General features: G+C 41.4%; 9 protein-coding genes and 2 rRNA genes (1 of these 11 running past the window's edge). 6 read left to right on the top strand and 5 right to left on the bottom strand.

What is annotated here, in order from left to right; all coding sequences use genetic code 11:
* Positions 1 to 26: 26 nt before the first annotated feature.
* On the top strand, positions 27 to 716 hold the full coding sequence (gene dnaQ, locus WMO13_RS01795) for a DNA polymerase III subunit epsilon (protein ID WP_026879630.1): 690 nt from the start codon (positions 27 to 29) through the stop codon (positions 714 to 716).
* 206 nt (positions 717 to 922) lie between these two features.
* A complete protein-coding gene (gene rimO / locus WMO13_RS01790) occupies positions 923 to 2,242 on the top strand; it encodes a 30S ribosomal protein S12 methylthiotransferase RimO (protein WP_034856268.1) in 1,320 nt (439 codons plus the stop codon).
* A 295-nt stretch (positions 2,243 to 2,537) separates the two neighbouring features.
* Here the strand turns inward: rimO and WMO13_RS01785 are convergent, their stop codons facing one another.
* Positions 2,538 to 4,088 carry a phospholipase D family protein gene (locus WMO13_RS01785; RefSeq protein ID WP_026879628.1) on the bottom strand — a complete coding sequence of 517 codons (1,551 nt, stop codon included), beginning with the start codon at positions 4,086 to 4,088 and terminating at the stop codon, positions 2,538 to 2,540.
* 233 nt (positions 4,089 to 4,321) lie between these two features.
* A complete protein-coding gene (locus tag WMO13_RS01780; protein WP_026879627.1) occupies positions 4,322 to 4,912 on the bottom strand; it encodes a glutathione binding-like protein in 591 nt (196 codons plus the stop codon).
* 244 nt (positions 4,913 to 5,156) lie between these two features.
* Here WMO13_RS01780 and nfsB point away from each other — a divergent pair, with 244 nt between their 5' ends.
* From nfsB to WMO13_RS01760, 4 genes are all read left to right on the top strand, one after another.
* On the top strand, positions 5,157 to 5,804 hold the full coding sequence (gene nfsB, locus WMO13_RS01775) for an oxygen-insensitive NAD(P)H nitroreductase (RefSeq protein WP_026879626.1): 648 nt from the start codon (positions 5,157 to 5,159) through the stop codon (positions 5,802 to 5,804).
* A 400-nt stretch (positions 5,805 to 6,204) separates the two neighbouring features.
* Positions 6,205 to 7,344 (top strand): ABC transporter ATP-binding protein, encoded by a 1,140-nt coding sequence (locus tag WMO13_RS01770; protein WP_026879625.1) that lies wholly within the window; start codon positions 6,205 to 6,207, stop codon positions 7,342 to 7,344.
* 30 nt (positions 7,345 to 7,374) lie between these two features.
* On the top strand, positions 7,375 to 8,394 hold the full coding sequence (locus WMO13_RS01765; RefSeq protein ID WP_026879624.1) for an ABC transporter permease subunit: 1,020 nt from the start codon (positions 7,375 to 7,377) through the stop codon (positions 8,392 to 8,394).
* 9 nt (positions 8,395 to 8,403) lie between these two features.
* Positions 8,404 to 9,228, top strand: coding sequence for an ABC transporter permease (locus tag WMO13_RS01760; protein ID WP_026879623.1), 825 nt, complete (start codon positions 8,404 to 8,406; stop codon positions 9,226 to 9,228).
* A gap of 320 nt (positions 9,229 to 9,548) precedes the next feature.
* On the opposite strand, the gene WMO13_RS01755 is transcribed toward WMO13_RS01760, so the two are convergent.
* From WMO13_RS01755 to WMO13_RS01745, 3 genes are all read right to left on the bottom strand, one after another.
* A complete protein-coding gene (locus WMO13_RS01755; RefSeq protein ID WP_270049137.1) occupies positions 9,549 to 10,175 on the bottom strand; it encodes a cysteine hydrolase family protein in 627 nt (208 codons plus the stop codon).
* A 193-nt stretch (positions 10,176 to 10,368) separates the two neighbouring features.
* Positions 10,369 to 10,483, bottom strand: a 5S ribosomal RNA gene (rrf, locus tag WMO13_RS01750).
* Positions 10,484 to 10,631: 148 nt separating this feature from the next.
* Positions 10,632 to 12,500: ribosomal RNA gene (locus WMO13_RS01745) — 23S ribosomal RNA — on the bottom strand (it continues 1,043 nt past the right edge of the window).

The raw sequence follows: 12,500 nt of genomic DNA, 5'->3' as shown, positions 1-12,500 counted from the left end.
TCTCTCATACTTCTTTAGGATAAATCATGAGTAGACAAATTGTATTAGATACCGAGACAACCGGTTTTGATTTTAATAAAGGCGATCGTATTGTTGAGATCGGCTGTATTGAGATGATTGACCGCAAAATTACAAATAATGATTTTCATGTCTATATTAACCCTGAACGATCAATGCCGATTGAAGCTTTTAATGTTCATGGGTTAGGCGATGAGTTTCTAGCAGATCAACCTCTTTTTGCGGAAATTGGTCAAAGTTTTCTAGATTATGTCGATGGTGCTGAGCTCATCATTCATAATGCTGGCTTTGATATCCCCTTTCTTAACTTCGAACTTCAAAGAATGGGATTACCGAAAGTCACGGAACGTTCCGAGGTGATTGATACCCTCAAACTCGCACGAGAGCTCTACCCTTCTCAGAGAAATACGCTCGATGCGCTCTGCCGGCGTTTAGGGGTTGATAACTCTGGTCGAGAGCTTCATGGTGCGCTATTAGACTCCGAACTACTCGCACAAGTCTACCTACTGATGACCGGTGGACAAGAATCTCTCTTTGATGATTTTGCCCCTCCTGTAATTTCTGAAGAGATAGAAGAAGCAACGGAACAAGCCTCGATTCAGGCCGCTGCAAAAGCCACTCAACGTAAGATTCTCTACGCATCTGATAGCGAAATTGCGGCACACGAGGCGTTTATCGCTAAGATTATGCCAAAATAATTCCCTGATCGATAGTAACGTAGATCAACCGGATCGCTTATTTTATCCTGAAGCATTAAAGCAGTAATCTGTAGAACTATTTTTATAACGACTCTTATAACTATTTTTATAATTTTTAAGGCTATTGTAAAATAGCCTCTCTATTTTATGGCTGACGATGATTTCTTCTCATCACAGTTATTTTCACTCTATTGAAGGTTAAATTTGTGACAGCAAAAATTGGATTTGTATCATTAGGTTGCCCTAAGGCGCTCGTTGACTCTGAATATATTTTGACGCAACTTCGCACTGAAGGGTATGAAATTGTTCCGCAATATGATGAAGCGGATCTCGTTGTCGTCAACACTTGTGGTTTTATTGATTCTGCGGTACAAGAGAGTTTAGATGCCATTGGTGAAGCGCTCGATGAGAATGGTAAAGTGATTGTCACCGGTTGCTTAGGCGCTAATGCTGATAAGATTCTTGACCTTTACCCCAATGTTTTAAGTGTAACAGGCCCACATGCTTTCCAAGAAGTGATGGCTGCAGTACACCAGCATCTTCCTCGGCCGCATGATCCTTTCCTTGATCTTGTACCACAAACCGGAATTAAGCTCACGCCTCGTCATTATGCTTATCTCAAGATCTCTGAAGGTTGTAACCACCATTGTACTTTCTGTATTATTCCGTCAATGCGAGGAAAACATCAATCTTATCCTGTGGGCGATGTGCTTTCACAAGCTAAAAAATTAGCCGCCGCCGGCGTTAAAGAGCTGCTCGTTGTAGCACAAGATACAAGTGCTTATGGCGTAGATGTGAAATATCAAACAGGGTTCTGGGATGGCAAGCCGGTTCGTAGCCATATTCAAAATCTGTGTGAAGAATTAGGTAAACTCGGCATTTGGGTGCGTTTACACTATATCTACCCTTATCCCCACGTGGATCATCTCATTCCGCTAATGGCAGAGGGGAAAATTCTCCCTTATCTTGATGTACCGATGCAACATGCCTCGCCACGCATTCTAAAAGCAATGAAACGCCCGGCGAATAGCGAGAATATGTTAAAACGTATTCAAAAATGGCGGGAGATCTGTCCTGAAATCACGATTCGTTCAACCTTCATTGTCGGATTCCCCGGCGAGACAGAAGAAGAATTCCAAGAATTACTCGACTTCATCAAAGAAGCGCGCTTAGATCGCGTGGGCGCATTTATCTATTCACCCGTCGAAGGCGCTGTAGCCAATGACCTTGCTGAAGCGATTCCATTAGAGATCCAAGAAGAACGATTAAATCGTTTCATGACACTGCAAGCAGAAATCTCTGCTGAAAAATTACAAGCCAAAGTCGGTCAAACATTAGAGGTACTGATCGATGATTTCGATTATGAGGAAGGTATTGCCATTGGGCGAACTAAAGCCGATGCCCCTGAAATTGATGGTCTTGTCTATATTGATGATGCAACGCCTGAAATGATCGGGCAGATCATCTCTGTTGAAATTGATGATGCAGATACCTACGATCTCTACGGCGTTGTTGTCAACGCCTAAATAAGCACTGAATAAAAGGGTGAAAGCTTAAAAACTTATAGTAAATTTTGCTTAAGAAAAATGGTTTTTAAACAACCATTGTGGGATTTTAAAAAGAACATAAAATTGAGTATTAAACAACACTTGCAAGATGCCGGATAGAACAGCTTCCTTACTTCTTACAACAGATGTGCCGGCATTTAAATAAGCTTATTATGAACCGATATTACTATATAACATAGAAAAAGTAGCCACTTGAATTGCAACTCAAGTGGCTTTTATCCTTTTGGTTATTAGGGTTATGGTCGATTCCTCATTAAAGAAGCCATTCAATGGGCAACCACGTTAAAAATTTCACAAAGCCTCGTTGCCAAATATTTGTATTAGGCTCGACACCATATGTCTTTACTAATTCCTCATTCTCAAAGACTTGCCAACGTAACTTGCCCTCTTCACTGATGACTTTATAAGAACGCTCTAACAAATTACGCTTAATAATCCCCTCTACATCTTGCGTTAATTGTTCATTTAAAATCACAACCCCCATTTCAGTATTAATCTTTGCAGAGCGTGGATCAAGATTTAAAGAGCCCACAAAAAGGCGCTCACTATCTACTACGAATGTTTTAGCATGTAAACTTGATGCCGAGCTCCCCACAAGACCACGATCCGAAGGTTCAGGGACATTATCGGCAAAGGACTTTTTAAGCTCATAAATATTAACGCCTGATTCAATCAATCCTTGACGATAATTGGTATAACCCGCATGAACAAAAGGTACATCGGTTGCTTCATAAGCATTCGTTAATACAGATACCTCAATACCATCCTTAACCAACCCCTCTAAGAACTCCGCGCCAGCCCCTGTAGGTACAAAATAGGGAGAGACAAAAAAGAGCTCCCGCTCAGCCTTGCCTAATGCTTGCACTAAAGGTTTATAAAAATCATCTTCACTCCAAACACCAAGCGCTTTACTGGGTGGATCTGAGATCAAAATAGCCTCAGACCATTGCCATTCGATATTATTATTCATAATTTTATCGAGTAATTTTGAGCCTTGCAGCGCTTGCTGATAAGTCTCTACATCCGCACGATATTTGACTCGACGAAGTTTATCGAGCGTAGCCGTATAATCACTGCCATACTCTTTGGTAATAATTTGATTCGCAGGATACGCTAATACACTATTCCAATAGTGATCAAAATCTTGTGCTAATCTGGGTACTAAATTCCCTATCGCAATCACATCCAAATCAGAAAAAACCATGCCATCACCTGCCGCAAAGTACTCATCACCAATATTACGCCCCCCGGTAATTGCAGCTTTTCCATCGACAATGATGGATTTATTATGCATTCGATGATTCAATCTTTTCAGATCAATGAGATAACCAAGAAAACGTAATTTACGGTTAGTAAAAGGATTAAAAAGCCGGACTTCAATATTCGGATGACTATCTAATACCGAAATGAGATCATCCATTCCTTGCGTATTATTATCATCTAGTAATAATCGTACCCGCACACCACGCTCTGCAGCACCTAAAATATCGTAAAAGAGCATAATGCCAGAAGTATCAGGCCGCCAAATATAGTATTGAAGATCAATCGATTCTTCGGCAATATTTAAAAGCGCAGAACGTGCTACAAAAGCATCAAGTGGATCACCTAGAGGGATAATTCCGGTTAAACTGCGATCTTCAGGTAGGTCTTTTTCAATGACTTTAGCTAATCTCGTATTTTTATTGGGCGGTGAAAAAGCATGGCTTTCTACCTGCTGTAATTTCGGCAATGGTTTTACTGCGCAAGCTGTCACAATTGCTAATACAAGTAATATTATTCCCCCCATTATAAAAAACATTTTCATATGGCGCCTCATCGCTGATTTTTCCCTAATAACGAATTCCGGATAATAGGCTGTCTAGTAATGATCTTTTCTTCCCAAACATTTATTTAATTGAAATTCATGTCGATCATTACTATCAATTAGCACAGAAATCCCAATATACTAACGGTTAATGATATCGAGAAAAAGCACAATAAAAAAGAGACTTTAAGTCTCTTTACAATGATACATTTCATCTCTCAAATAAGCATCCATCAGGATAGGGAATCTACGGCTAATTTTACTCTCTGGCGATAGGCCTTAAAATCATGATCTGCATCTAAACCCACTTTTGTGGTCACAGCCCATTGTAAAGTTGTATAGAGATAGAGATCAGCACAAGTCAATGTTTCCCCCATTAGAAAGGCTTGTTTTTCTAAAAGCGGGCATATACTCTGATAACTTTTCAAAATATTACTCCGCCCTGTTTCAAACCAATCTTCACTGACCGTTTGCCCAAATACCCGTCGAAAAATAGGTTGATAAGATTTATGAATTTCTGTAGCAATAAAATTCAGCCAACTCAACTGGTCAATAAACGCCTCACCATTAAGTGGAAACAATGTTTGATTTGGGACTAATTGACAGAGATAAGCAGCAATCGCCGGTACTTCACTAATGACCTTGCCGTTATCTAGTTGCAATGCCGGCACATAGCTTTTCCCCACCTCTTCAGTAAGCAACACTCCATTTTCAGTTTTCCCAGTAGCAAGATCAACAGCAATAGAATCAAGGGTGATATTCAAGATTCTTGCGATCATTTGAGGGACTTCTGAACAAGAACCTTTCGAGTAGTAGAGTTTCATTCTATCTCCTTACAAATTTTAGTAGTTACCAACAATTTGGTATCGTTTATGAAATAGATCATTTGCACAACCATATATTCACTATTCACTCCCAAAATTTATCATAAAATCAAAGTGAAGCGGGAATTTTCTCTGATATAGATCAAGAAAACTGATACCATATAATCCGATATAGTTGGAAGTTTAAAACTCAATAAACGCCAACTCAGATATTAGTTAATCGAAGTAAAAGGAGTGATGAACGATGACATCTATCAGTGATATTGCAACAAAACGTTACACTTGCAAAGAGTATGATCCTAACAAAAAGATTCCTCAAGCAGACCTTGAGCAACTTTATAAAGTCCTCCAAAATAGTCCATCATCAGTGAACTCACAACCTTGGCACTTTGTCATTGTGGAATCAGATGAAGCAAAAGCCAAAATTCTCCCGGCTATCTTTGAATTTAATCAGCCTCGTGTGACGAACGCTTCTCATGTAGTGCTTTTCCTTGCACGTAATGAGTTTACAGATGCCTACCTCAAAGAGATTGTAGACCAAGAAGATAAAGATCAGCGCTTCCCTGAAAAAGAGATGAAAGCTGCGAATGACCAAGGCCGTCGCTACTTCGTAGATCTCAATAGTCAAACAGAAGCACAATTACATGATTGGCAAAATCGTCAAGTTTACATTGCGCTTGGCAATCTGCTACTAACGTCAGCAGCCCTCCAGATCGATTCGACACCCATCGAGGGATTTGACCCTCAAAAACTCGATGAAATCCTCAATCTCAAAGAGAAAGGTTTTAGAAGCGTTGTGATTGCTTCATTAGGTTATCGGTCAGAAGAGGACTTCAATGCAAAATTGCCAAAATCACGTTTGCCTTTTGATGAGCTCTTTACAATTCTCTAATCTATAAGAGATTCTCTAATAGCAAACAATTAATTTACTCTAAGTTATGAAGATTACGATCTCTAATGATTCACTTTTTGATTATATAACCTTATGAAATTATTGAGTAAATAAGATTGCCTTTTCTAGGGTACCGGCACCTGAGAAAAGGCTTTTTACCTTTTAATCAAAAAATAATGGCATTTTGAAATCAGACATTCTGATTCGCTAAAATAAATTAGAAATTATTTATTAGCGATATAGATTGCAATAGTGCTTGAACCCTTAGAGTAAACACTCTAAAATTCAGCCTCTGCATACTATATTGCACTATCTCAATAAGAGGCCTTTTTGCCCCTTCCTATTCACCCTTATTAAAGGTATGTTCAGAACGCCTTTAATAAAAATGTGGAGGCGTTCAATGCAACAGAGCCGTTTACACAAAAATGAACCTTGGCGTGATCCTAATTCCGTCCCTCATGTTGAAATTATCGATATTGTGAAGCGTTATGATGAGCATCTCGCAGTAGATAATATTTCACTCGATATCTATAAAGGTGAATTTTTCTCTCTCTTAGGTCCCTCAGGTTGTGGTAAAACCACGCTATTAAGGATGCTTGCCGGTTTTGAAACACCTACATCCGGCAAGATTCTTCTGGAAGGGGAAGATATGTCGAAAATTCCCCCTTATGAACGTCCTGTCAATATGATGTTCCAAAGCTATGCACTCTTCCCCCATATGACGGTAGAAGATAATATTGCCTTTGGTCTTAAACAGGATAAGGTTAAAAAACCGGAGATTCGTAAACGCGTACAACAAATGCTCGAGTTAGTTCAGTTAGAGCGCTTTGCTAAACGTAAACCGCATCAACTATCAGGGGGTCAACGTCAACGGGTTGCCCTCGCTCGGAGCATCGCTAAAAAACCTAAACTACTGTTACTCGATGAACCTTTAGGGGCGCTAGATAAACGCTTACGAGAACAGACACAGTTTGAACTGATGACCATTCAAGAAGAACTCGGCATGACCTTTATTATCGTCACGCATGATCAGGAAGAAGCGATGACCGTTTCAAGCCGTATTGCTGTGATGGATTCAGGAAGCTTAGCGCAGGTTGCAACGCCGGCGGAGATCTATGAATTCCCAAACTCCCGTTATGTCGCCGAATTTATCGGAGATGTGAATATCTTTGAAGGCGTTATTTCTGAAATCGCTTCCAACCGAACAACAGTAGAGAGTTATGAATCTCTGACACCGCTTGTCTGTGCTCAAGGTGTGGGAGCTACAGTCGGTTCACAAGCTTGGGTCGCTGTTCGCCCTGAAAAACTCGACATCTCTTTAACCCCTCCAGACAATCCTATGATTAACTGTGTGGAAGGAGAGGTTTGGGATATTGGTTATATGGGCAATGTCTCTATCTATCACGTCAAACTGGATAATGAGAAGATGATTACCGTCTCACAGATGAATGATACGAGGATTATCGAACAACGAATTACCCACGAAGATCGTGTTTATGTGAGTTTTACTGAAGATTCAGGAATTGTACTCATCTCTTAGCGTTTATCGTTTATATCTGGAGGTTTGACAATGCCCCACCGTCAACAAGAGATCGGCACATTTACGGGTAAAATGGCAGAGATTGTCTCACGCATTAGCTTTACCCACCGTAGATTACTCCGATTTGCACCTTATCGTTTTATTGTAAGCCTTGGTAACAGCCATCGCTTTATCATCGGCGTACCCTATATTTGGCTAACGCTCTTTTTCCTTATTCCTTTTCTGATTATTCTGCGTATCAGTTTTACTGAGGCAGAAATTGCCTCGCCTCCATTTTCAAATCTTTTAGAATGGGTCGATGATGGGCTATTACAGATCACTGTCAACTTTCAAAATTACATGGAGATTTGGAGTGATGGGATCTATATTCACGCCTATCTCAATAGTATTAAAATCGCTTTTTTCTCGACATTACTGACGCTTATTATCGGTTACCCTATCGCACTTGCAATGTCGAGAGCCTCTAAAAAATGGCAGCTATTTCTCGTCATGCTTGTGATACTCCCCTTTTGGACCTCTTTCTTAATCCGTATCTATGCATGGGTGACGATTCTCTCTCCTACCGGCGTACTCAATAACTTTATTAACTGGGTTGGAATGGGTATTGGCTTGATTGATCCTGACTCGCCAGTAACACTGCATATTCTACATACAGATTTTGCAGTCTATATCGGAATTGTGTATGGATATCTTCCCTTTATGATCCTGCCGCTTTTTGCAACATTAATGAAGATTGATGATACATTGATTGAAGCTGCCTTAGACTTAGGTTGCCGGCCACTTAAAACATTCTGGACAGTGACCTTTAGGCTTTCACTCCCTGGAGTCTTGGCAGGCTGTTTCTTGGTCTTTATCCCGGCAACAGGGGAATTTGTTATTCCTGATTTATTAGGTGGCTCTAATGTGACGATGATTGGGAAAGTCCTTTATGATACTTATCTGCAAGGTATGAACTTACCACTTGTATCTGCGATCTCTGTTATTCTCCTTTTAATTGTGATTATTCCGATCTATATCTTTAATCGCATTCAAGAAAGACAGTTCAACTAGGAGACAATAATGAAAAAGAAAATGACAGCGCTCAACTGGATGGCACTCATTGTTGGACTATTTTTTCTCTATATTCCGATTATTTTGGTCATTATCTATAGCTTCAATGAATCAAAATTAGTGACTGTTTGGAGTGGATTTTCGACAAAATGGTATGGTGATCTCTTTGAACAAGAGGGAATCTGGTCAGCGGCTAAAACAAGTCTCCTACTCGCGATAGGAACCTCCACCTTTGCCGTTATTCTTGGAACAATGGCCGCATTCTCGTTAGTGAAATTCCGTCGTTTTAAAGGTCGTACTCTCTTCTCAGGTATTACCTATGCGCCGATGGTCATGCCCGAAATTATTATGGGAAGCTCGTTAGGCTTAACCTTTGTCGCTTTAAAATTTAGTACTGGATTTTGGACCATGATGATTGCTCATATCACCTTTACAATGTGCTATGTAGTCGTTGTGGTACAATCTCGCCTCACAGGTTTTGATCGACATATCGAAGAAGCCGCAATGGATTTAGGGGCAGATGGTATTCGTACGTTTTTCTATATTACACTACCGATGATTCTACCGGCGATTATCTCCGGCTGGCTACTCTCATTCACCTTATCATTAGATGATTTGGTCATTGCCACCTTTACAACTGGCCCTGGCGGAACGACACTTCCAATATGGATCTATTCTAAAGCCCGTTTAGGTGTAAGCCCTAATATCAATGCCCTATCTACCATCATGATCGGCATCGTAGCAACGGCCGTATTCTTGGTGACATTACTGAATCTCTATCTTGCTAAACGGCGAGAGCAAGATGAAAAAAATGCAATCCGTGAAGGCATCTAAGCTTTAGTAGGATTTAATAAGATTTAATGAATAAAGATTCACGACTGAGACACTTGCAACAATACAATTAAAACTCTACAAACAGCAATCAGCCATTATCGTTGATTGCTGTTTTTTATCCGGCCTATCAGTTTCCATTTCCATTATATAGTGAGATCGGTTCAAAATAAGCTTATTAAAATGCCGGCGCATCGATTGATAGAGCTAAGCCAACCGTTCTATCCGGCATCCTGCAAGTGTTGTTTAAAAGCCATTTTTCTTAAACCAAATTTACTATAAATAGTCGCAAGCTCCATTTTTACTGAGATATTGATTAATTCTCAAGACCAAGCTTTTTTAAGATCAGTTAATTGTATGATTTTTGCTAATCCAGTTAATGCTTCCATACTCTCTTCATGCTGCTTAAATGTTCCTGCAGCACACAGATCCTCAATAACATATACTGTAAATCCTAAATCATGTGCTAAACGAACACTACTTTGAATGGCTAATAAAGAGCTCACGCCAGCGAAATAGAGAGTCTCTATTCCTTCATCTTTTAAATAATCAGCCAAATCATTACCGGCAAAAGCACTCACACCCTTTTTAACCCAAATAGAATCACTATCGGTAAGCGCTAATTCCGCAACCCAATCACAACCTCGCCCGCTTAGCTTAAAAGCACCAATCTCTTTAGCATGATGAAACATCGGTGAGCCCGACGGAATATCATGATAATCATCAGCAAATCCTACTTTGACAGCAATCACAGGAATACTCTTTTGATCGGCTAATTCGAGTGTTTGATTGGTTTTAGTAATAATATCCCTATGGATAATTTCTGAATAACTACTATTCGATAACCCATCTTCACTCGCTATATCATTAATGAGATCTATGATAATAAGTGCTTTATTAATAATGGCTTTATTAATGACACTATTTTCTTTAGAAATTGTCGTGATCATACATAATCCCTCCTCTAACAAAACTTGCAAGATGCCGGATAGAATAGCTCCCTTGCTTCTTACAACCGATGCGCCGGCATTTAAATAATGCTTGTTTTAAGTCGATCTTACTATAAAACAAACTTTCTTAAATAAAATTTTTCCCACAAAAGAAAAACCCCCAGTTCACTGAACTAGGGGTTTCTGTATTAAGCCCTGGAAATGACCTACTCTCACATGGGAACTCCCACACTACCATCGGCGCTGCTACGTTTCACTTCTGAGTTCGGGACGGGATCAGGTGGTTCCATAGCGCTATTGTCTCCAGGAAAACTGGTTTGTGTTTGAAGTATTAAATACTCCACTCACGAATAAATTTGATTAGTTGGTTAGTAACAGCAAGTAGACTGTATTCTCCGTTTTAACTTTGGAAACGTTCATGTCTCATTGTAAGACAAATTGTCTAAGACCTATTATATGGTCAAGCCTCACGGTCAATTAGTATTGGTAAGCTCAATGCATTACTGCACTTACACACCCAACCTATCAACGTCGTAGTCTTCGACGGACCTTCAGAGGGGTTAAACCCCTAGGGAAATCTTATCTTGAGGAAGGTTTCCCGCTTAGATGCTTTCAGCGGTTATCCCGTCCGTATGTAGCTACCCGGCTATGCCATTGGCATGACAACCGGAACACCAGAGATACGTCCACTTCGGTCCTCTCGTACTAGAAGCAGCTCCTCTCAAATTTCCAACGCCCACGGCAGATAGGGACCGAACTGTCTCACGACGTTCTGAACCCAACTCGCGTACCACTTTAAATGGCGAACAGCCATACCCTTGGGACCGACTACAGCCCCAGGATGTGATGAGTCGACATCGAGGTGCCAAACTCCGCCGTCGATATGAACTCTTGGGCGGAATCAGCCTGTTATCCCCGGAGTACCTTTTATCCGTTGAGCGATGGCCTTTCCATACAGAACCACCGGATCACTAAAACCTACTTTCGTACCTGCTCGACGTGTCTGTCTCGCAGTCAAGCACCCTTTTGCTTTTGCACTCATAAGCCCGATTTCCGACCGGGCTGAGGGTACCTTCGTACTCCTCCGTTACTCTTTCGGAGGAGACCGCCCCAGTCAAACTACCCACCATACAATGTCCTTAGCCCAGATCATGGGCCTAAGTTAGAAGTCCAAATCTTTCAGGGTGGTATTTCAAGGATGGCTCCACAACAACTAGCGTCGCTGCTTCAAAGCCTCCCACCTATCCTGCACAAAAAGATTCAAAATCCACTGTAAAGCTATAGTAAAGGTTCACGGGGTCTTTCCGTCTTGCCGCGGGTACACCGCATCTTCACGGCGATTTCAATTTCACTGAGTCTCGGGTGGAGACAGCCTGGCCGTCATTGCGCCATTCGTGCAGGTCGGAACTTACCCGACAAGGAATTTCGCTACCTTAGGACCGTTATAGTTACGGCCGCCGTTTACTGGGGCTTCGATCAAGAGCTTCGCTTACGCTAACCCCATCAATTAACCTTCCAGCACCGGGCAGGCGTCAGACCCTATACGTCCACTTTCGTGTTTGCAGAGTCCTGTGTTTTTGATAAACAGTTGCAGCCAGCTTTTCACTGCGACCTTCCAGAGCTTACTGCGTAAAGCATTCACCTAGGAAGGTGTACCTTCTCCCGAAGTTACGGTACGATTTTGCCGAGTTCCTTCACCCGAGTTCTCTCAAGCGCCTTAGAATTCTCATCCCAACCACCAGTGTCGGTTTGGGGTACGGTTCTCATATCACTATTGCTTAGAAGCTTTTCTTGGAAGCATAGCATCAACCACTCCGGAGCTCGTAAGCTCCTCGCATTCACGTCTCAGTATTAAGATCCCGGATTTGCCTAAGATCTCTACCTACCTGCTTACACTGGCATACCAATCACCAGCTGGTCTAGCTTTCTCCGTCCCTCCATCGCATGATACGAGAGTTCAGGAATATTAACCTGATTCCCATCGACTACGCATCTCTGCCTCGTCTTAGGGGCCGACTCACCCTGCTCCGATTAACGTTGAACAGGAAACCTTGGTCTTTCGGCGTGCGAGTCTTTCACTCGCATTAACGTTACTTATGTCAACATTCGCACTTCTGATACCTCCAACGGCTCTTACGAGTCCATCTTCACAGGCTTACAGAACGCTCCCCTACCACATATATTTTAAAATACACATCCGCAGCTTCGGTATATCGCTTGAGCCCCGCTAAATCTTCCGCGCAGGCCGACTCGACTAGTGAGCTATTACGCTTTCTTTAAATGATGGCTGCTTCTAAGCCAACATCCTAGCTGTCTATGCCTTCC

The sequence above is a fragment of the Ignatzschineria larvae DSM 13226 genome (assembly GCF_038500265.1).
Classification (GTDB): Bacteria; Pseudomonadota; Gammaproteobacteria; order Cardiobacteriales; family Wohlfahrtiimonadaceae; genus Ignatzschineria; species Ignatzschineria larvae.
This window is presented reverse-complemented; position numbering and strand designations above follow the sequence as displayed.

What these genes read in the sequence shown, in the direction of transcription:
- WMO13_RS01770 (WP_026879625.1), top strand. Translation starts at nt 6,205, where the DNA reads ATGCAACAGAGCCGTTTACACAAAAATGAACCTTGGCGTGATCCTAAT.
- nfsB (WP_026879626.1), top strand. Translation starts at nt 5,157, where the DNA reads ATGACATCTATCAGTGATATTGCAACAAAACGTTACACTTGCAAAGAG.
- WMO13_RS01755 (WP_270049137.1), bottom strand. Translation starts at nt 10,175, where the DNA reads ATGATCACGACAATTTCTAAAGAAAATAGTGTCATTAATAAAGCCATT.
- WMO13_RS01785 (WP_026879628.1), bottom strand. Translation starts at nt 4,088, where the DNA reads ATGAAAATGTTTTTTATAATGGGGGGAATAATATTACTTGTATTAGCA.
- WMO13_RS01780 (WP_026879627.1), bottom strand. Translation starts at nt 4,912, where the DNA reads ATGAAACTCTACTACTCGAAAGGTTCTTGTTCAGAAGTCCCTCAAATG.
- dnaQ (WP_026879630.1), top strand. Translation starts at nt 27, where the DNA reads ATGAGTAGACAAATTGTATTAGATACCGAGACAACCGGTTTTGATTTT.
- WMO13_RS01765 (WP_026879624.1), top strand. Translation starts at nt 7,375, where the DNA reads ATGCCCCACCGTCAACAAGAGATCGGCACATTTACGGGTAAAATGGCA.
- WMO13_RS01760 (WP_026879623.1), top strand. Translation starts at nt 8,404, where the DNA reads ATGAAAAAGAAAATGACAGCGCTCAACTGGATGGCACTCATTGTTGGA.